General features: G+C 72.5%; 16 protein-coding genes. 2 read left to right on the plus strand and 14 right to left on the minus strand.

The window, feature by feature from the left end; translation table 11 throughout:
• Positions 1–20: 20 nt before the first annotated feature.
• The 7 genes from ACIGFK_RS13695 to ACIGFK_RS13725 form a co-directional block, all read right to left on the minus strand.
• Positions 21–2,201, minus strand: coding sequence for a putative bifunctional diguanylate cyclase/phosphodiesterase (locus tag ACIGFK_RS13695; RefSeq protein WP_376657671.1), 2,181 nt, complete (start codon positions 2,199–2,201; stop codon positions 21–23).
• Positions 2,202–2,568: 367 nt separating this feature from the next.
• Positions 2,569–4,770, minus strand: coding sequence for an NAD-dependent DNA ligase LigA (gene ligA, locus ACIGFK_RS13700; RefSeq protein WP_376657670.1), 2,202 nt, complete (start codon positions 4,768–4,770; stop codon positions 2,569–2,571).
• Positions 4,771–4,800: 30 nt separating this feature from the next.
• The gene (locus tag ACIGFK_RS13705; protein WP_376657669.1) at positions 4,801–5,784 is read right to left on the minus strand and encodes a methionine synthase; all 984 of its coding nucleotides are present in this window, start codon (positions 5,782–5,784) and stop codon (positions 4,801–4,803) included.
• Positions 5,781–6,470 (minus strand): SDR family oxidoreductase, encoded by a 690-nt coding sequence (locus tag ACIGFK_RS13710; RefSeq protein ID WP_386464666.1) that lies wholly within the window; start codon positions 6,468–6,470, stop codon positions 5,781–5,783. The genes ACIGFK_RS13705 and ACIGFK_RS13710 overlap by 4 nt, the downstream gene beginning before the upstream one ends.
• Before the next feature lie 30 nt (positions 6,471–6,500).
• Complete coding sequence (locus tag ACIGFK_RS13715) at positions 6,501–7,445, minus strand: hypothetical protein (RefSeq protein WP_376657667.1); 945 nt, start codon at positions 7,443–7,445, stop codon at positions 6,501–6,503.
• 2 nt (positions 7,446–7,447) lie between these two features.
• A complete protein-coding gene (locus tag ACIGFK_RS13720; protein ID WP_376657666.1) occupies positions 7,448–7,792 on the minus strand; it encodes a DUF1330 domain-containing protein in 345 nt (114 codons plus the stop codon).
• A gap of 51 nt (positions 7,793–7,843) precedes the next feature.
• The gene (locus tag ACIGFK_RS13725; protein WP_400051718.1) at positions 7,844–8,956 is read right to left on the minus strand and encodes a GlxA family transcriptional regulator; all 1,113 of its coding nucleotides are present in this window, start codon (positions 8,954–8,956) and stop codon (positions 7,844–7,846) included.
• Between the two features lie 125 nt (positions 8,957–9,081).
• Here ACIGFK_RS13725 and ACIGFK_RS13730 point away from each other — a divergent pair, with 125 nt between their 5' ends.
• Positions 9,082–10,005 (plus strand): NADP-dependent oxidoreductase, encoded by a 924-nt coding sequence (locus ACIGFK_RS13730; protein ID WP_376657664.1) that lies wholly within the window; start codon positions 9,082–9,084, stop codon positions 10,003–10,005.
• 25 nt (positions 10,006–10,030) lie between these two features.
• Here the strand turns inward: ACIGFK_RS13730 and mnmA are convergent, their stop codons facing one another.
• Entirely contained in the window at positions 10,031–11,167 is a 1,137-nt protein-coding gene (gene mnmA, locus ACIGFK_RS13735; protein WP_376657663.1) for a tRNA 2-thiouridine(34) synthase MnmA, read from the minus strand.
• 71 nt (positions 11,168–11,238) lie between these two features.
• Between mnmA and ACIGFK_RS13740 the strand changes: the two genes are divergently transcribed.
• On the plus strand, positions 11,239–11,898 hold the full coding sequence (locus tag ACIGFK_RS13740) for an N-acetylmuramoyl-L-alanine amidase (RefSeq protein ID WP_400051721.1): 660 nt from the start codon (positions 11,239–11,241) through the stop codon (positions 11,896–11,898).
• 12 nt (positions 11,899–11,910) lie between these two features.
• On the opposite strand, the gene ACIGFK_RS13745 is transcribed toward ACIGFK_RS13740, so the two are convergent.
• From ACIGFK_RS13745 to ACIGFK_RS13770, 6 genes are all read right to left on the minus strand, one after another.
• On the minus strand, positions 11,911–13,074 hold the full coding sequence (locus tag ACIGFK_RS13745) for a cysteine desulfurase family protein (RefSeq protein ID WP_376657661.1): 1,164 nt from the start codon (positions 13,072–13,074) through the stop codon (positions 11,911–11,913).
• Positions 13,075–13,302: 228 nt separating this feature from the next.
• On the minus strand, positions 13,303–14,160 hold the full coding sequence (locus ACIGFK_RS13750) for a thioesterase family protein (protein WP_376657660.1): 858 nt from the start codon (positions 14,158–14,160) through the stop codon (positions 13,303–13,305).
• A 59-nt stretch (positions 14,161–14,219) separates the two neighbouring features.
• Complete coding sequence (locus tag ACIGFK_RS13755) at positions 14,220–14,876, minus strand: trimeric intracellular cation channel family protein (protein WP_376657659.1); 657 nt, start codon at positions 14,874–14,876, stop codon at positions 14,220–14,222.
• Between the two features lie 394 nt (positions 14,877–15,270).
• A complete protein-coding gene (locus ACIGFK_RS13760) occupies positions 15,271–16,401 on the minus strand; it encodes an ABC transporter ATP-binding protein (RefSeq protein ID WP_376657658.1) in 1,131 nt (376 codons plus the stop codon).
• Complete coding sequence (locus ACIGFK_RS13765) at positions 16,398–17,498, minus strand: ABC transporter ATP-binding protein (RefSeq protein ID WP_376657657.1); 1,101 nt, start codon at positions 17,496–17,498, stop codon at positions 16,398–16,400. Before ACIGFK_RS13765 ends, ACIGFK_RS13760 begins: the two co-directional genes overlap by 4 nt.
• On the minus strand, positions 17,495–18,493 hold the full coding sequence (locus tag ACIGFK_RS13770) for an ABC transporter permease (RefSeq protein ID WP_376657656.1): 999 nt from the start codon (positions 18,491–18,493) through the stop codon (positions 17,495–17,497). The genes ACIGFK_RS13765 and ACIGFK_RS13770 overlap by 4 nt, the downstream gene beginning before the upstream one ends.
• Positions 18,494–18,503 lie beyond the last annotated feature (10 nt).

Here is an 18,503-nt window from a genome sequence, read left to right on the forward strand (position 1 = left end):
GCCCGGCGGCTCGGGGGGGCTCAGACGGCGTCGGCCTCGGCGGCGGCAAGTTCGGCCGTGATGTCGGCCGGGCGGCGCCAGCCGCGTTCGCCGCGGGCCAGCAGCCAGGCCGTGGCCTCCTGCGGCGGCATGGCCGCCGCCACCAGCCAGCCCTGGACCGCGTCGCAGCCCAGGTCCCGCAGGCGCTCCCAGGTCTCGTCGTCCTCCACGCCCTCGGCGACCACCAGCAGGCCCAGGGAGTGGGCCAGGTCCACCGTGCAGCGCACGATCTCCGCGTCCTGGGCGTCGACGGCGAGCCGGCCCACGAAGGAGCGGTCGATCTTCAGCTCGCTGACCGGCAGCCGCCGCAGGTGGACCAGGGAGGAGTAGCCGGTGCCGAAGTCGTCCAGGGACATCTTCACGCCGTGGCCGGTCAGCCCCGCCATCGTGTCGGCCGCCCGCTGGGGGTCCTCCAGCAGGACGTGTTCCGTTATTTCCAGCTGGAGACCGCTCGCGGGTACGCCGTGCCGGGCGAGGCGCGCCGCCACCGCACCGGCGAAGCCGGGGGTGTGGACGTCGCGCGGCGAGACGTTGACGGCGACCGGGACCTTCAGGCCCTGCGCGCGCCACCGGGCGACCTGGGCGAGGGCCGTCTCGAGGACGTACTCCGTCAGGTGCGGCATCAGACCGGAGGTCTCGGCGATGGCGATGAACTCGTCGGGGGGTACGCGGCCGCGCTCCGGGTGGACCCAGCGGACCAGGGCCTCGAGCCCCGCCACCTGGCCGTCGAAGCGGACCTTCGGCTGGTAGTGGAGTTCCACTTCGCCGGCGTCCAGGGCGCGGCGCAGATCGCCGAGGAGGCCGAGGCGGTCGGGCGTGTTGCTGTCCCGCTTGGACTCGTACACCTCCACGCCGGTCCGGTCGCGCTTCGCCTGGTACATCGCCACGTCCGCCCGCCGCAGCAGCCCCTCCGCGTCCAGCGCGTGGTCGGGGAAGACGGCGAGGCCGGCGCTGGCCTCCAGGACGAGGGTGAGGCCGTCCAGGTCGAGGGGGGAGCTGAGCTCGGCCACCAGGTGGCGGGCGATCCGCTGGGCGCTGGTGGTGGAGTCGGCCGTCGGGAGCAGGACGGCGAACTCGTCGCCGCCGAGCCGGGCCGCCTCGGCGTCCTCGGGCAGGGCCTGGCGCAGCCGCTCCGCGATCTGGAGGAGGAGCCGGTCGCCGGCGAGGTGGCCGAGGGTGTCGTTGACGGCGCGGAAGCGGTCCAGGTCGATCAGCACGAGGGCCGCCCGGGTGCCCAGACGTTCAGCCTCGTCCAGGGCGGTCCAGGCCCGCTCCAGCAGCCACTGCCGGTTCGGCAGCCCGGTCAGCGGGTCCCGCAGCTGCTCCTCCGCGCGCGCCCGGGCGATCCACAGGGTGGAGTCCAGCGCGATCAGCGGTACGGCGAACAGCGGCAGCAGCACCGGCTGGGTGACGGCGACGGCGCAGATCAGCGGCGCGATGCCGAGCAGCGCGACGGCGACCAGGGCCTGGCGGAGCAGGGCGGTGCGGGCGACGGTGGGCAGGCCGCCGCCGCGCGGGGCGAGCGCGGCCCACAGCAGGATCCGGGTGACGAGCAGGTAGGCGAGGGCGACGAGGATCACCTCGGGGACCGCGTCGAGCCCCCATCCGGTGGGCTTCCAGGGGGTCTCGACGGACGGCCGCTCGCCGAAGGCGGAGAGCACGAGGGCGCCGGCGCCGATGCCGAGGACGTCCACCGCGCCGTGCAGCAGTCCCTGCCGCCACCGGTGCCGGCGGGCGGCCCCGACCAGGGAGACCACGGCGAGGGAGACCAGCCCGGCCGGAACCCATCCGTAGAGGATGAGGACGCCGAGGGTGAGCGCGGCGCCCGAGCCGGTACCGCCCCACCAGCGGTCGCGGCCGAGCGCGACGAGGTGGCCGACGATGATGCCGGTGAGCAGGGCCAGGGCCCAGCCGACCGAGCCGCCGGGGAACAGTGCCTGACGGCTGGTCAGTGCGGAGACGATGCCCGCGGCGAGGAGCACGGCGGAGAGGCCCACGATGAGGAAGGGCAGCACGTTGCCCCGCCCCTGCCCGCCCGCACCCGTGTCGAGCGGTCGGGTCTCCGGTGTCCTGGCACCCAGGACACCGAGCCGGCCCGCCCGCATGGACGGGATGTCCCCGCCGAATTCAGGTGACGGGTCGGCGCTTTCGGTGGGTTTCATGCCCGTCCCTCTCACAGCCGGCGATGCCGATGTCACGCGATGGCCCCGATGTCATGCCATCACGGCCGGAAACGCATCCCGCTGCCGTGCACGACTGGCGCACCCCTCAACAGTAGGACGCGGGAGGCTTCCAGGGGCAGCCGTCGGCAGTGGTTGCCCGAATGCGTCCCAGCCATCCTCATCAGTACGGTATCCGCCGAACGGGTGAGTTTGGACCAGGACCCCCTGCTCACCCATCCGATGATCCGACAGGTCACCGCCCTGCGACCAGCCTTGTACCAGCCGTTTACCACCGACGGTCGCGCCTGGCGTGCGCCCGCCCGGACGGCCGCACGCCATGCATCCGTTCGCCTTCGCTACTCCGTCCTTACTCCTCGGCGGCTCCGCCGTCCACCGGGAGGGCGGCTTCGCGTGCCGCGTCCGGGCCCTGTTCCAGGAGTACCGCGAATCCTGCGTCGTCGAGGATGGAGAGCTTCAACTGCACGGCCTTGTCGTACTTGGAGCCGGGATTGTCCCCGACGACGACGAAGGAGGTCTTCTTCGAGACGGATCCGGTGACCTTGGCGCCGCGGCTCTGCAGGGCCTCCTTGGCCCCGTCCCGGGTGTGGCTCTGCAAAGTGCCGGTGACCACGACGGTCAGCCCCTCCAGCGGGCGCGGACCGGTCTCCTCGGCGGAACCTTCCTCCTCCATCCGGACACCGGCCTCACGCCACTTGCGCAGGATCTCCCGGTGCCAGTCGACGGCGAACCATTCCTTGAGGGAGGCCGCGATGATCGCGCCGACCCCGTCGGTGGCGGTGAGTTCCTCCTCGGTGGCCTGCTCGATGCGCTCGATGGACCGGAACTCGCGGGCGAGCGCCTCGGCGGCGACCGGGCCGACATGACGGATCGACAGGCCGTTGATGAACCGGGCGAGCGGGCGCTCCTTGGCGGCCGCGATGTTCTCCAGCATCGCCAGGGCGTTCTTCTTCGGCTCGCCCTTCTGGTTGGCGAAGACCGTGACGATCTTCTCCTCGCCGGTCTTCGGATCCCGCTTGGGCAGACCGCTGTCCTGGTCGAGGACGTACGCCTTGATGGGCAGGAGGTCCTCGATCGTGAGGTTGAAGAGGTCGCCCTCGTCGAGCAGGGGCGGCCGGGCCGGCTCCAGCGGGCCGGTGAGGGCGGCGGCCGCGACCATGCCGAAGTTCTCGATGTCCAGACTCTGGCGCCCGGCCAGGTAGGCGACCCGTTCGCGCAGCTGCGCGGGGCAGGTCTGCGCGTTGGGGCACCGGACGTCGATGTCCCCTTCCTTCATCGGCCGCAGCTCCGTCCCGCATTCGGGGCAGACGGCCGGCATGACGAACTCGCGCTCGCTGCCGTCGCGCAGATCGACGACGGGGCCGAGGATCTCGGGGATGACGTCGCCGGCCTTGCGCAGGACGACCGTGTCCCCGATGAGCACGCCCTTGGCCTTGACGACCTCCTGGTTGTGCAGGGTCGCGAACTCCACCTCGGAGCCGGCCACCGTCACCGGCTCCACCTGCGCGTACGGGGTGACGCGCCCGGTGCGGCCGACCCCGACCTTGATGTCGATCAGCTTGGTGTTGACCTCTTCGGGGGCGTACTTCCAGGCGATAGCCCAGCGCGGGGCGCGCGCCGTGGAACCGAGCCTGCCCTGGAGGGCGATCTCGTCGAGCTTGACGACGACACCGTCGATCTCGTGCTCCACCGAGTGCCGGTTCTCGCCGAAGTGGGTGATGAAATCGCGGACTTCGGCGAGCGAGGAGACCACCTTGTTGTGCTGGGCGGTGGGCAGGCCCCATTCGTGGAGCAGTTCGTACGCCTGCGACTGGCGCTCGATCTCGAAGCCCTCGCGGGCGCCGATGCCGTGGACCACCATGTGCAGCGGGCGGCTCGCGGTGACCTTGGGGTCCTTCTGCCGCAGCGAACCGGCCGCGGCGTTGCGCGGGTTGGCGAAGGGCTTGCCCTCGGCCTCGACGAGGCGGGCGTTGAGCTCCTCGAACTTCTCCATCGGGAAGTAGACCTCGCCGCGGATCTCGACGAGGGCCGGGATCCGGTCGCCCTTCAGGCGGTCCGGGATGTCGGCGATGGTGCGGACGTTGGGCGTGATGTCCTCGCCGGTGCGGCCGTCGCCGCGGGTTGCGGCCCGGGTGAGGCGGCCGTTCTCGTAGGTGAGGTTGACGGCGAGGCCGTCCACCTTCAGCTCGCACAGGTAGTGGAAGTCCGGGGTGTTCACGTCCCGCGCGACGCGCTCGGCCCAGGCGGACAGTTCCTCGTCGTCGAAGGCGTTGTCGAGGGAGAGCATGCGCTCCCGGTGCTCGACCGAGGCGAAGTCCGTCTCGTACGCCCCGGCCACCTTCTGGGTGGGCGAGTCGGGAGTGCGCAGCTCGGGGTACTGCTCCTCCAGCGCCTCCAGCGAGCGCAGCAGCTTGTCGAACTCGGCGTCGCTGACGACCGGCTGGTCGTTCACGTAGTACCGGAAGCGGTGCTCCTCGACCTGCTCGGCGAGCAGCTGGTGCTGCTCACGCACCGCCGCCGGTACTGCCGTGTCCTGCTGTTCGGCTGCCATGCCGTGTCCTCCCGTGCCCCGTCTCGACCGTCACTCAGGGTTGTCGGCGAGCGACCTCGCCGCTCTGACGCAATGCGCCTGCGCCGCGCGGGCGTAGGCGGGTGAAGCGCCCGCCAGACCGCACGACGGAGTGACCACGACGGACTCCGCCAGAGTCCCCGGGGCCAGTCCCAGCCTGCGCCAGAGCTTCCTGACACCCATGACGCTACCGGCAGGGTCCGACAACGGACCGTCGGTGCCCGGCACCACTCCGGCGAAGAGTTTCGCACCGCCTTCGACGGCCTCCCCGATGGCGTCGTCCTCGCGCTCGGTGAGCAGGGAGAAATCGAACGACACGCCCGTGGCGCCGGCCCGGCGCAGCAGCCCGAAGGGCACATCGGGCGCGCAGGAGTGCACGACGACCTCTCCGTCGTGCACCGCGAAGAGGTCCCGCAGCGCGCCCTCGACGACCTGCCGGTCGACGGCGCGGTAGGTCCGGTACCCGCTCGCGGACCGCACCCGGCCGAGCAGGACGGCGGTCAGCGACGGCTCGTCGACCTGCAGGACGATGTCCGCCCCGGGGATCCGCTTGCGCACGTCGGCCAGGTGCTCGCGCAGCCCTTCGGCCAGCGATCCGGCCAGGTCACGGCAGGCACCGGCGTCCTGGAGCATGGCCTCGCCGCCGTGCAGCTCCAGGGCGGCGGCCAGCGTCCACGGCCCCACGGCCTGGACCTTGAGCTTGCCGGTGTACCCCTGGGTGAACTCCTCCAGGGCGTCGAGGTCCTCCCCGAGCCAGGACCTGGCCCGCCGCGTGTCGCGTCCGGGGCGGTCGCTGATCCGCCAGCCGCTGGGCTCGACGTGCGCGTACATGTCGACGAGCAGGCCGAGGGAGCGGCCGATCATGTCGGCGCCGGGCCCCCGGGCGGGCAGTTCGGGGAGGTAGGGGAACTCCTCGAAGGATCCGGTGGCGGTCTTGGCGGCCTCGCGGGCGTCGCCGCCGGGCAGTGAGCCGACGCCGGTGGCGCTCGCGCTCATCGTCCGGGCCTGACGGTCAGGTCGTTGACCTCCGCGTCGCGGGGCAGGTCGACGGCCATGACGATGGTGGTCGCCACCGACTCGGGGTCGATCCAGGCGGTGGGGTCGTACTCCTTGCCCTCCTGGGAGTGCACCTTGGCCTGCATGGGGCTGGCGGTGCGCCCCGGGTACACGGAGGTGACGCGGATGCCGTTGGGCTTCTCCTCCGCGCGCAGCGAGTCGGCGAGGGCCTTGAGCCCGTGCTTGGAGGCGGCGTAGGCGCTCCAGTCGGCGTGGGCGGTGAGGCCGGCGCCGGAGTTCACGAAGACGACGGTGGCCTTGGAGGCGCGCAGGGTGGGCAGCAGCAGCCGGGTCACCTCGGCGGGGGCGATCAGGTTGACGTTGAGCTGCTGGTGCCAGGTCTTGGGCCGCAGCTCGCCGACGGGGCCGAGGTCGACGATGCCCGCGATGTGCAGGAGGGAGTCGATCCGCTCCGGCATCGCCTGCTTGGAGAAGGCCCAGGAGAGCCGGTCGGGGTCGGAGAGGTCGCCCACGAGCGCCCGTGCGCCGGGGAAACGCTCGACGAGCTGCTTGCCGCGGGCGGCGTCTCGGGCGAGCAGGACGAGGTCGTCGCCGCGGGCGTGCAGCCGGGCGGCGACGGCGGCGCCGATGCCGGAGCCGGCACCGGTGATCAGGTGAGTAGCCATACCGCCATGCTCGCACCCCGCCGGTGCGCGTCAGCCCCCGGCGGCCCTTCCGTACGCCGCCTCGATCGCGGCCCGCGCGGTGGCCGCACGCCGGTCCGTGACGGCGGGGGCGAAGGCGCTGCCGAGCACGATGTGCGGGTGCGCCGCCGCGAGCCGGGCCCGGGCGTCGCCCCGCGGCCCGGCCCACCGCTCCAGCGCCTCGTCCCGTACGGCGGCCAGCGCGGCGGCGCGGTCGGGGGCGGGCGGGTCGAAGCGGCCGCCGGAGGCCCGCCGGTGCTCCTCCCAGCGGTCCTCCCAGAACTCCACGGTCCAGCCGGGCCAGCGCGGGGCGGCCGGACGGGACCGGGCCGTGTTCAGCCACCAGCCGACCCGGCGCCGTCCGGCGTCCACGTGTATCCCCGCCTCCGCCCCCAGCCGGTGGCTCCCGTGGTCCGGGGCGTCGCGGAGCCGGTCCAGCAGGGCGGGTCCCTCCTCGACCGGGTGGTCCTCGATGTCGGCCAGGACGTGGCAGCGCCCGTCCCCGGTGGTCACCACGGCCACCATCGGATCCGGGTCGAGGATCTCCTCGTGGCCCGGCTCCAGCGCCGGGCCGGGGTACACGGCGGCGGCCTCCTCTCCGGGGTCGAGGCCGAGGTGGGCGCGCAGCCCGCGCTGGCCGTCGTACAGCCAGCGCACCTCCCACCCGGGCCAGGCGCCCCGCAGCAGTTCCAGGGCGGCGGCCCGGGTGCGCGGGGAGGCGGTCGGCCCCTCCCACGCGAAGAGCAGGAGCAGCCGGCGGGCCGGGTCGGCGAGGACGCCCGCCTCGACCATGTCGTCGGGGTACCAGCCCTCTTCCAGGGCGTGGTCGCGCAGGAAGGGCAGTGCCGCCTCCGGCCCGCCGAGCAGGTCGAGCGTCAGGTCGACCGCCCCGAAGGAGGAGCGGTGGCGGGTGTGGCCGCCGGGCCCGGCGATGACGAAGACGGCGCGGTTGCCCATCGTCAGAGACCGGCGGCTTCGCGCATCGCCGCGGCCGTCCGGGCCGCGTCGTAGCCGGCCGGGACGCCCTCGACCAGGATGACCTCGCCCGCGATGTGGCGGGTGCGCTGCGGCAGGATCGCCTGGTAGGCGTCCGAGGCGTACCAGGCGCGGGCGCGCTCGATGTCCGGGAAGCCGATCACGACGACGGAGCCGGGGAAGGGGCCCTCCAGGACCTCGACCTCCTTGCCGTGGACGAGGAAGCGGCCCTCGAAGGGGTCCATCGTGGACTGGACCCGCTCCATGTAGTCCAGGATCTCCTCGTTCATCGTCTCGGGGCGCAGGTGGCCGATGGCGTAAGCGGTCATGGCGTTTCCTCCACAAGTTCCTCGGGCGATCGGCTTGTTGAGCCGATCTTGTCAAGGAAGGACCGCGGTGGCGATTACCTCAGGAGTCATGTCCCGGGCCTGGAAGGTACGCCGGTAGCCGATCGGGGAAACGCCGAAGGCGGTGCGCATGTGCTGGCGCAGGGAGTTGCCGGAGCCGAAGCCGGAGCGGTGGGCGACCAGGTCGACGGCGAGGTCCGTGGTCTCCAGCAGATGGCGGGCGGCTTCCAGGCGCTGGCCGGTGAGCCACTGGACCGGGGTCATGCCGACCTCGTCGCGGAAGCGCCGGGTGAAGGTGCGCAGGCTCATCCGGGCGTGGGCGGCCAGCTCGGCGAGGGTCAGCGGTTCGTCGAGGTGGTCCAGGGCCCAGGCACGGGTGGCGGTGGTGGTGGCGACGGTGGGTTCGGGGACCGGCCGGTCGATGTACTGGGCCTGGCCGCCGTCACGCCAGGGCGGTACGACGCACATGCGGGCGGCGCGGTTGGTGACGGCGACGCCGTGGTCGCGGCGGATCAGGTGCAGGCACAGGTCGACCCCGGCGGAGACCCCGGCGGAGGTCAGGACGTCGCCGTCGTCGACGAAGAGGACGTCCTCGTCGATGCGGACCCGGGGGTAGGCGCGGCGGAACTCTGCGGCGAGGTTCCAGTGGGTGGTCGCGGGGCGGCCGTCGAGGAGCCCGGCGGCGGCGAGCACGTAGGAGCCGGAGCAGATCGAGACCAGGCGGGTGCCGGGGCGGATGCCGGCGATGGCCGCGGCCACCGTGGGCGGCAGCGGGCCCCCGTCGGCCAGCTCGGGCATGGCGTGGGTGGGCGGAACGATCACGGTGTCCGCGGTGGCGAGTACCTCGGGCCCGGCGGCCGGCTGGAGGGTGAACCCGGAGTCGCTGAGCACGGGGCGGCCGTCGGCGGTGCAGACGACGACCTCGTACAGCTCCTCGCCGGCCTCGTCCACGGCACTGCCGAAGACGCGGGAGGGGATGCCCAGCTCGAACGGGGGGAAGCCGGGCAGGGCGAGCACCGCGATCCGGTGCCGGTCCCGTCCGCCGGCCCGCTGCGCAGCCGCTGTACCGGCTGTCGCACCGGCTGTCGCACCGGCTGTCGCGCCTGCCGTCGGATCGGTCGTACCGATATCACCCGTTTCACCCATGGCCAGATTCTGTCACATAGTGGCCATCCGGCCAACACCACCAGGTGCCGCGCTGCCCGAATCTGGGACGTGTCGCCGGGGAAGGCTCCGGCGCCGACGTAGTCGAACGGAACGAGGAGACAGACATGCGCGCGATCGTCGTGAGCGAGTGGGGCGGCCCCGAGACCCTGGTCGAGCAGGATGTCGAGCGGCCCGAGCCGGGCCTGAACGAGATCCTGGTGCGCGTCCACGCGGCCGGCGTGAACCCGGTCGACTGGAAGACGCGGGCCAGCGGCGGCCTGATCGCCTGGGGCGAGGTCCCGATCGTCGGCTGGGACGTCTCGGGCACCGTGGAGGCGGTCGGCCCCGGCGTGACCCTCTACTCCCCCGGTGACGAGGTGTACGGGATGCCGAGCTTCCCGCGCCAGGCGGGCGGCTACGCCGAGTACGTGGTGGGCGCGGCCCGCCACTTCGCCCGCAAGCCCGCCTCGCTGGACCACGTGCAGGCGGCCGCGCTGCCGCTGGCGGCGCTGACCGCCTGGCAGGCACTGGTGGACACGGCCGGGGTCTCGGCCGGACAGCGCGTGCTGGTGCACGCGGCGGCGGGCGGCGTCGGCCACCTCGCCGTGCAGATCGCCAAGGCCCGGGGCGCGTACGTGATCGGCACCGCGAGCGCGGGCAAGCACGACCTGCTGCGCGAACTGGGCGCCGACGAACTGATCGACTACCGCGCCACGGAATTCGAGGACGCCGTGACCGACGTGGACGTCGTGATCGACGCACTCGGCGGGGACCACGGGCAGCGCTCGCTGAAGGTCCTGAAGCCCGGCGGGCACCTGATCACCCTGCCCGCTCCGGACGGCCTGCCGGCCGACCCGCAGGACGTGCGGGCCTCCTGGGTGCTGGTGGAGCCCGACCTCAAGGGGCTGGAGGAGATCGCGGCGCTCGCCGACAAGGGCCTGCTCCGCCCGCTGATCGACACGGTGCTGCCGCTGGAGCAGGCTGCGGAGGCCCACGAGATCGGCGAGCGGGGCCGCACCACCGGCAAGATCGTCCTGACCGTCGGTTAGACGACCTGGCACCGGGGGCGGAGCCTCACACGGAGGCGGCCGTGGCCCGGGTGGTCGTGGCGATGGTGGCGGAGCCGACCACGCGGGTGCCGTCGTAGAGCACGATCGCCTGGCCGGGGGCCACGCCGCGGACCGGCTCGGTGAAGGAGACGCGCAGCTCGCCGTCGACGAGCTCGGCGAAGACCTCGGTCTCGCCGCCGTGGGCGCGCAGCTGGGCGGTGTACGTGCCCGCCGCGGCGGCCGTGGAACCGCACCAGCGGGGGCGGATCGCGGTCAGGGCGGTGACGTCGAGGGCCTCGGCGGGGCCGACGGTGACGGTGTTGTTCACCGGGGAGATGTCGAGGACGTAGCGCGGCTTGCCGTCGGGGGCCGGGTGGCCGATGCGCAGGCCCTTGCGCTGGCCGATGGTGAAGCCGAAGGCGCCGTCGTGGGTACCGACCTTCTCGCCGGTCGCCTCGTCGACGATGTCGCCCTCGGCCTTGCCGAGGCGCTTCGCGAGGAAGCCCTGGGTGTCGCCGTCGGCGATGAAGCAGATGTCGTGGCTGTCGGGCTTCTTCGCCACGGCCAGGCCGCGGCGCTCGGCCTCGGCGCGGATCTCGTCCTTGGTGGTGACCGTGTCGCCGAGCGGGAAGAGGGCGTGGGCCAGCTGCTTCTCGTCGAGGACGCCGAGGACGTACGACTGGTCCTTGGCCATGTCGGAGGCGCGGTGCATCTCGCGGGTGCCGTCCTCCTTCTCCACGATCGTCGCGTAGTGGCCGGTGCAGACGGCGTCGAAGCCGAGGGCGAGGGCCTTGTCGAGCAGCGCAGCGAACTTGATCTTCTCGTTGCAGCGCAGGCAGGGGTTGGGGGTGCGCCCGGCCTCGTACTCGGAGACGAAGTCCTCCACCACGTCCTCGCGGAAGCGGTCGGCGAGGTCCCAGCAGTAGAAGGGGATGCCGATGACGTCGGCCGCACGGCGGGCGTCACGGGAGTCCTCGATGGTGCAGCAGCCGCGGGCGCCGGTCCGGAAGGACTGCGGGTTCGCGGAGAGCGCCAGGTGGACGCCGGTCACGTCGTGCCCGGCTTCGACCGCGCGGGCGGCGGCGACGGCGGAGTCCACTCCGCCGGACATGGCGGCCAGGACGCGGAGGGGGCGGGCGGTGCGCGGCAGGTTCTCAGTCATAGCACCGTCCAGGGTACGGGGAACCGCAAGGGGTCACAGCGCGTTATCGGCTGTGGGGGGGGGTGCATCACATGGTGAAGCAGGACAGCGGGGGGAAGAAGCCTCCGGGCGGGACCCGCAGGGCGGTGCTGTTCGGGGGGCTCGGGATCTTCACGGTGGCGGCGATCGCCGGGCGGGACGAGATCCGCCGGGCCTGGTGGCTGGTGCCCGGGGTGGCCAAGCCGCGCAAGGAGGGCGAGCTCGACCACGCGGGCGCGAGCTGGACGGCGGCGTCGCCGGCGAACTGGCGGATGGCGGACCGGCCGGACGACTACCGGGTGGACCGGATCGTCGTACACGTCACGCAGGGCGGCTTCGAGACCTCGGTGGACGCCTTCAAGAACCCGTGGCACAAGGCGTCGGCGCACTACATAGTGCGCGGGGACGGCCATGTGGAGCAGATGGTGCGCGAGCTCGACGTGGCCTTCCACGCGGGCAACCGCTCGATGAACGAGCGCAGCGTCGGCATCGAGCACGTGGGCTACGTGGACCGGCCGAAGGACTTCACGGACGCGATGTACGAGGCCTCGGCCGTGCTGGCGGCCGACATCTGCCACCGCTACGGCATACCCGCGGACCGCAGGCACATCCTGGGCCACTCCGAGGTCCCGGGCGCGGACCACACGGATCCCGGCCCGCACTGGGACTGGGACCGGTACATCGCCCTCGTGCGGTCGCACATACCGTCGTGAAGCCCGGGGGCCTCAGCTGAGGCCCGCCGTGCGGGCGCGTTCCACCGCCGGGCCGATGGCTGCGGCCAGGGCCGCCACGTCCTCCTCGGTCGAGGTGTGGCCCAGGGAGAAGCGCAGGGTGCCGCGGGCGAGCTTCGGGTCGGTGCCGGCGGCCAGCAGGACGTGGCTGGGCTGGGCCACGCCTGCGGTGCAGGCGGAGCCGGTGGAGCACTCGATGCCCTGGGCGTCGAGGAGCAGCAGCAGGGAGTCGCCCTCGCAGCCCGGGAAGCTGAAGTGGGCGTTGGCCGGGAGCCGGTCGTCGGGGTCGCCGCCGAGGACGGCGTCCGGGACGGCCGCGCGGACGGCGGCGACGAGCTCGTCGCGCAGGGCGCCGATCTCCGCGGCGAAGCGCTCGCGCCGTTCGGCGGCGAGTACGGCCGCCACCGCGAAGGAGGCGATGGCGGGCACGTCGAGGGTCCCGGAGCGCACGTGCCGCTCCTGGCCGCCGCCGTGCAGGACGGGTACGGGGGTCTGGTCGCGGCCGAGGAGCAGGGCGCCGATGCCGTAGGGGCCGCCCACCTTGTGGCCGCTGACGGTCATCGCGGCGAGCCCGCTGTCGCCGAAGCGGACGTCGAGCTGCCCGAAGGCCTGGACGGCGTCGGAGTGCAGCGGGATCCCGTACTCGCCCGCGACGTCGGCGAGTTCGCGGACCGGCATGACGGTGCCGATCTCGTTGTTGGCCCACATGACGGTGGCCAGGGCCACGTCTTCGGGGTTCCGCTCGACGGCCTCGCGGAAGGCCTCGGGGTGCACGCGGCCGTAGCGGTCCACGGGCAGGTACTCGACCTGGGCGCCCTCGTGCTCGGCGAGCCAGTGGACCGCGTCGAGCACGGCGTGGTGCTCGACCGGGCTGGCGAGGACCCGGGTGCGGGCGGGGTCCGCGTCGCGCCGGGCCCAGTAGAGGCCCTTGACGGCGAGGTTGTCGGCCTCGGTGCCGCCGGCGGTGAAGACCACCTCGCTCGGGCGTGCGCCGATCGCCTCGGCGAAGGCCTCGCGGGCCTCCTCGACGGTGCGACGGGCCCGGCGGCCGGCGGCGTGCAGGGAGGACGCGTTCCCCGTCGCGGAGAACTGCGCGGTCATCGCCGCGGCGGCCTCCGGCAGCATCGGGGTGGTTGCGGCGTGGTCGAGGTAGGCCATGATCCGCGATTCTACGAGTCCCCGGGCGGGGTTCCGCCCGCGCGGGTGCGGCCGGGGGGCGGGCGCGGTACCGCCGGAGGGGCGGGCGCGGATGTACGCGGGGCGGGGCGGGGGCCGCTGCGCGGAGCCGGTCCCCGCCCCGCCCTTTCTCCGATTCCCTGGGCTCCGCCCCGGACCCCGGTCCTCGAACGCCGGACGGGCTGGAGGACCTCGGGGGCTCCGGCCTGGTCAGGCCTGGCGCGGGGCGCGGGCCAGTTGGCGGGACTGGGCGACCAGGTGGTCCGCGGAGTCCCAGACCTCGGCGTCCTCCTCCAGGAAGCCGCCGGCCAGGTTCCGGGTGGTGATGGAGACCCGGAGCGGGCCGGGGGCGGGGCGGCGGCGGATGTGGGTGGTGAGTTCCACCGTCGGGGCCCAGCCGATCAGGCCCAGGTCGAACACGGTCGGCGGCAGCGCGTCCACCGCGAGGAGCATGGACAACGGGTCGGCGTCGCGGCCGTCGGCCAGCTCGAACCAGGCCCGCATCTCGCCCTTGCCCGAGGGCGCGCCGACGGCCCAGCCCGCGGTCGCCGGGTCCAGGCGCAGCCGGAGCCGGTCGACGATCGCGGAGCTGCCGGGGATCGGGGCCGAGCCGGCCTCGGCGCCGAGGCAGTCCTCGTAGGCCGGCATCACGGGCAGGGTGGCGGTGGTGCGGACGTCCTCGGGGAGCGAGGCGAGGTCGCCGTAGGAGGCGAGGACGCGGATGCGCTCGACCTCGGCGCCGTTCTCGTCGTACTGGAAGAGGGACGCCTGGCCGGTGGAGAGGGTGCGGCCGATGCGGACGACCTGCGTGCGGATCACGGCGGGGCCGGGCACCGAGGACGTCAGGTAGTGCGCGGATACGGTGAACGGGTCCGGGTGCGGCAGGGCTGCCGACAGGGCCCGGCCGACGAGGGCCAGCAGGTAGCCGCCGTTGACGGCGGTGATGATCGTCCAGCCGGCGGAGAGTTCCGCGTCGTACACCCCGGGCTCGTCCGCGCGGGCGGTGACGGTGGTGTCGCGGTCGAACTCGCTGTCGCCGATGGTTGCCTTGGCAGCTGCATGTGACATGAAACCGACGGTACACCCGCTTACTACTAAGCGGTAGCTTTGTTTGGTTGCGGCTGCCGTTACGGCTCTTCGGCCACGGACGAGCGGCGGTTCCAGGCCAGCGGGGCCCGCCAGTGGTAGCGCATCGCGAGGAGCCGCAGGACGAACGTGGTGACGATCGCCAGGCCGGTGGTGAAGGCGTTGAGGACTTCGAAGCGGATGCAGAGGGCGACCATCGAGGCGCCGACCAGGGCGGGGACGGCGTACATCTCACGGTCGCGCAGCAGCGAGGGCACCTCGTTGACGAGCACGTCGCGCAGCACGCCGCCGCCGACGGCGGTCGCCACGCCCAGCGCGGCGGAGGCGGTGAGGCCGAGGCCGAAGCCGTAGGCCTTGGTCGTGCCCGTCACGCAGAACAGGCCGAGGCCGGCCGCGTCGAAGACGTTGATGGCCCGGTTGATCCGCTGGACCTCGGGGTGCAGGAAGTAGACGATGCCGGCGGCGACGAGCGGGGTGATGAAGAAGCTGAGCTCGCCGAAGGCGGACGGGGGGACGGCGCCGATGACGAGGTCGCGGAAGAGGCCGCCGCCGAGGGCGGTGACCAGGGCGAGCACGGCGATGCCGAAGACGTCGAAGTTCTTGCGGACTGCGAGCAGGGCGCCGGCGGTGGCGAAGACGAAGATGCCGGCGAGGTCCAGGGCATGCTGGATCTCCGCCGGGAAGAGATCGTGGGGCACCGGCCCATTGTCGCCCGACGGGGGACGGGGGCTCGCCGGGGGCGCCCCGTGCCGCGCGGCGCCCCGGCGTGATGCGCGTGCGGCCCCGCCGCCGGGCTCCGCCCGAACCCTCCCCCCAGCTACCGCTGGGAGGTGCCCCCCTGCTCAAACGCCGGAGGGGCTGGATTTTTCCCCCGCGGCGGAGGAGAAGCGCAGGGCGCGCCGCAGGAAGGCGGGAACGGCCGGAGCCGCGGCTCACCGCGCAGCGGCAAGGACCGCGACAGCGGGAACGCCGCGCAGCGGGGGCGGGCCCCGTGGCGGGGGCGGCTGCGGCTGCCGTGGGGTGGACCGGAGGGGCTCCGCGCAGCGGGACCGGCGGGGTCGGGGGTCGCCCGGCCCCGCCGGATTTCGGCCGCTACTCCGAAACCGTGTCCACCGCGTCCGACGCTCCCGGCAGCGGCTTGTCGCCCGGGGCCTGGTCGGGGGCGTTCTCCGGGTGGTGGCAGGCCACCTGGTGGCCCGTCTTCAGGGCCACCAGCGGCGGCTCCTGCGTCGTGCAGATCTGCGTCGCCTTCCAGCACCGCGTGTGGAAGCGGCAGCCGCTCGGCGGCGAGATCGGCGACGGCACGTCGCCCTTGAGCAGGATGCGGCCGCTCTTCGCGCCGCGCCGGCGCGGGTCCGGGACCGGCACCGCCGACATCAGGGCCGTCGTGTACGGGTGCATCGGCGCGTCGTACAGCGACTTGTTGTCGGCCAGCTCGACGATCTTGCCGAGGTACATCACCGCGATGCGGTCCGAGACGTGCCGGATGACCGACAGGTCGTGCGCGATGATCACGTACGTGAGGCCGAGCTCTTCCTGGAGGTCGTCCAGCAGGTTGACCACCTGGGCCTGGATGGAGACGTCGAGCGCCGAGACGGGCTCGTCCGCGACCACCAGCTTCGGCTTGAGCGCGAGCGCACGGGCGATGCCGATGCGCTGGCGCTGACCGCCCGAGAACTCGTGGGGGTAGCGGTTGTAGTGCTCCGGGTTCAGACCCACCAGGGACAGCAGTCGCTGGACCTCCGCCTTCAGGCCGCCCTCCGGGGTGACCTTCTGCAGCTTGAACGGCGCGCTGATGATGGTGCCGACCGTGTGGCGCGGGTTCAGCGAGCCGTACGGGTCCTGGAAGATCATCTGCACGTCGCGGCGCATCGGGCGCATGCCCGCCACGCCCAGGTGCGTGATGTCCTTGCCCTCGAACTCGACGGTGCCGCCGGTCGGTTCGAGCAGCCGCGTGATCAGCCGGCCCATGGTGGACTTGCCGCAGCCGGACTCGCCGACGACTCCGAGGGTCTCCCCGCGCCGGACGTCGAAGTCGATGCCGTCGACGGCCTTGACCGCGCCGGCCTGCCTGCGCAGCAGTCCCTTGGTGATCGGGAAGTGCTTCGTCAGCCCGGTGACCTTGAGCAGCACCTCGGGAGCGGCGACGGCTTCGGGGGAGCCCGTGGCCTGCGCCGGGATGGACGCGGTGGCCGTCTTCTTCTTGTCAGGCGTGTCGGTCACAGCTTCGGCGCAATCTCTTCGGTCCAGATCCGGGTCCGCTCCTCCGCCGACATGTGGCAGGCGGACCAGTGGCGGCTGCCGTCCTCTTCGACCAGCTCCGGCCGTACCGTGCGGGTCACGTTGCCCTTGGGCACGTCGGCGTACGGGCAGCGCGGGTTGAAGGCACAGCCGCTCGGGATGTTGATCAGGCTGGGCGGCGAGCCCTTGACCGGGATGAGGCGCTCGGTCTGCTCGCGGTCGATGCGCGGCATCGAGCCCAGCAGGCCCCAGGTGTACGGGTGGCGGGGCTCGTAGAAGACCTTCTCGGCGGTGCCCCGCTCGACGCACCGGCCGCCGTACATCACGAGGAGTTCGTCGGCCATCTCGGCGACCACGCCGAGGTCGTGCGTGATCATGATGACCGCGGAGCCGAACTCCTTCTGCAGATCCCGGATGAGGTCGAGGATCTGGGCCTGGACGGTGACGTCCAGGGCGGTCGTCGGCTCGTCCGCGATGAGCAGTTCGGGGTTGTTGACCAGCGCCATCGCGATCATCGCGCGCTGGCGCATGCCGCCGGAGAACTCGTGCGGGTAGCTGTCGACCCGCTTGTGCGGCTCGGGGATGCCCACGCGGTCGAGGAGCTCGATCGCCCGGGTGCGGGCGACCTTCTTGTCGACCTTGTGGTGGACCCGGTAAGCCTCGGCGATCTGCTTGCCGATGGTGAAGTACGGGTGCATCGCGGACAGCGGGTCCTGGAAGATCATCGCGATCTCCCGGCCGCGCAGCTTGCGCACCTCGTCCTCGTCGGCGGAGAGCAGCTCCTTGCCGTTGAGCCAGATCTCGCCGGAGATCTGCGCCCGCTGGCGGCCGTACTGGCCCACGCGGTGCAGGCCCATGATGCCCAGCGAGGTGACGGACTTGCCGGAGCCCGACTCGCCCACGATGCCGAGGGTCTTGCCCTTCTCCAGCGAGAAGGAGAGTCCGTCGACCGACTTGACCAGGCCGTCCTCGGTCGGGAAGTGCACCTTGAGGTCGCGGACCTCGAGGAAGGAGCCGGAGGGCTCCCCCAGGCCGCCGACGGGCTCGTTGAGAGCTCCGGTCTTGGTCAGTTCGGTCATGACAGCCTCACTCGGGGGTCGATCACCGCGTACATGAGGTCAACGATGAGGTTCGCCGCGACGACGAAGAAGGCGGAGATCAGGGTGATGCCGAGGATGACCGGCAGGTCGTGGTCGCTGATGGCGCGGACGGCGCTGTAGCCGAGGCCGTGCAGCGAGAACGTGGACTCGGTGAGCACCGCGCCGCCCATCAGGGCGCCGAGGTCCAGGCCGAGGACGGTCAGGATCGGGGTCATCGTCGAGCGCATCGCGTGCTTGCCGATGACGACCGGTTCCGTCAGGCCCTTGGCGCGGGCGGTGCGGATGTAGTCCTCGTTGAGGACTTCGAGCATGGTCGCGCGGGTGAGCCGCGCGTACATCGCCGCGTAGAGGAAGGCGAGCGAGACCCACGGCAGGACCATGCCGTTGAACCACTTGCCGGGATCGTCCGCGAAGGCCGCCTCGGGCCTGCCGAACCAGCCGAGCTGGTCGGAGAAGAGGGCGATGAAGAGCATGCCCGTGAAGTAGATGGGGAGGGAGACGCCGGCGAGGGCGACGCCCATCGCCGAACGGTCCAGGACCGTACCGCGCTTGAGGGCGGAGACGACGCCGGTGGCGACGCCGCCGATGACCCAGAGCACGACGGCACCGGCCGCGAGCGAGAGGGTGACCGGCAGCCAGTCCAGCAGCAGCGGCCAGACCTCCTGCTCGGTCTTGAAGGAGTAGCCGAAGCAGGGCGCGGCGCATTGCGTGACGTCGGAGCCGTTGGCGTACGTACGACCCGCCACCAGCCCGACGACGAACTTGCCGAACTGGACGAGGATCGGGTCGTTGAGACCCATCTTCTGCCGGATGCCCTCGATCGCGGCGGGGTCGGACTGCTTCCCGACGAAGTACAGAGCCGGATCGGTCCCGATCAGCTTCGGGAAGAGGAAGAAGATTCCGAAGGTCACCAGCGTGATGACCAACAGCATGACGATGACGGCGAACATCCGTCGGGTGAGATATGCAAGCACTGCGCTCGGC

It is taken from the genome of Streptomyces sp. NPDC085524 (assembly GCF_044541755.1).
Taxonomy (GTDB): domain Bacteria; phylum Actinomycetota; class Actinomycetes; order Streptomycetales; family Streptomycetaceae; genus Streptomyces.

Bases quoted from the DNA above. Each gene is read 5' to 3' on its own strand.
- ACIGFK_RS13695 (WP_376657671.1), bottom strand. From the start codon at position 2,201: ATGAAACCCACCGAAAGCGCCGACCCGTCACCTGAATTCGGCGGGGAC.
- ligA (WP_376657670.1), bottom strand. From the start codon at position 4,770: ATGGCAGCCGAACAGCAGGACACGGCAGTACCGGCGGCGGTGCGTGAG.
- ACIGFK_RS13705 (WP_376657669.1), bottom strand. From the start codon at position 5,784: ATGAGCGCGAGCGCCACCGGCGTCGGCTCACTGCCCGGCGGCGACGCC.
- ACIGFK_RS13710 (WP_386464666.1), bottom strand. From the start codon at position 6,470: ATGGCTACTCACCTGATCACCGGTGCCGGCTCCGGCATCGGCGCCGCC.
- ACIGFK_RS13715 (WP_376657667.1), bottom strand. From the start codon at position 7,445: ATGGGCAACCGCGCCGTCTTCGTCATCGCCGGGCCCGGCGGCCACACC.
- ACIGFK_RS13720 (WP_376657666.1), bottom strand. From the start codon at position 7,792: ATGACCGCTTACGCCATCGGCCACCTGCGCCCCGAGACGATGAACGAG.
- ACIGFK_RS13725 (WP_400051718.1), bottom strand. From the start codon at position 8,956: ATGGGTGAAACGGGTGATATCGGTACGACCGATCCGACGGCAGGCGCG.
- ACIGFK_RS13730 (WP_376657664.1), top strand. From the start codon at position 9,082: ATGCGCGCGATCGTCGTGAGCGAGTGGGGCGGCCCCGAGACCCTGGTC.
- mnmA (WP_376657663.1), bottom strand. From the start codon at position 11,167: ATGACTGAGAACCTGCCGCGCACCGCCCGCCCCCTCCGCGTCCTGGCC.
- ACIGFK_RS13740 (WP_400051721.1), top strand. From the start codon at position 11,239: ATGGTGAAGCAGGACAGCGGGGGGAAGAAGCCTCCGGGCGGGACCCGC.
- ACIGFK_RS13745 (WP_376657661.1), bottom strand. From the start codon at position 13,074: ATGGCCTACCTCGACCACGCCGCAACCACCCCGATGCTGCCGGAGGCC.
- ACIGFK_RS13750 (WP_376657660.1), bottom strand. From the start codon at position 14,160: ATGTCACATGCAGCTGCCAAGGCAACCATCGGCGACAGCGAGTTCGAC.
- ACIGFK_RS13765 (WP_376657657.1), bottom strand. From the start codon at position 17,498: ATGACCGAACTGACCAAGACCGGAGCTCTCAACGAGCCCGTCGGCGGC.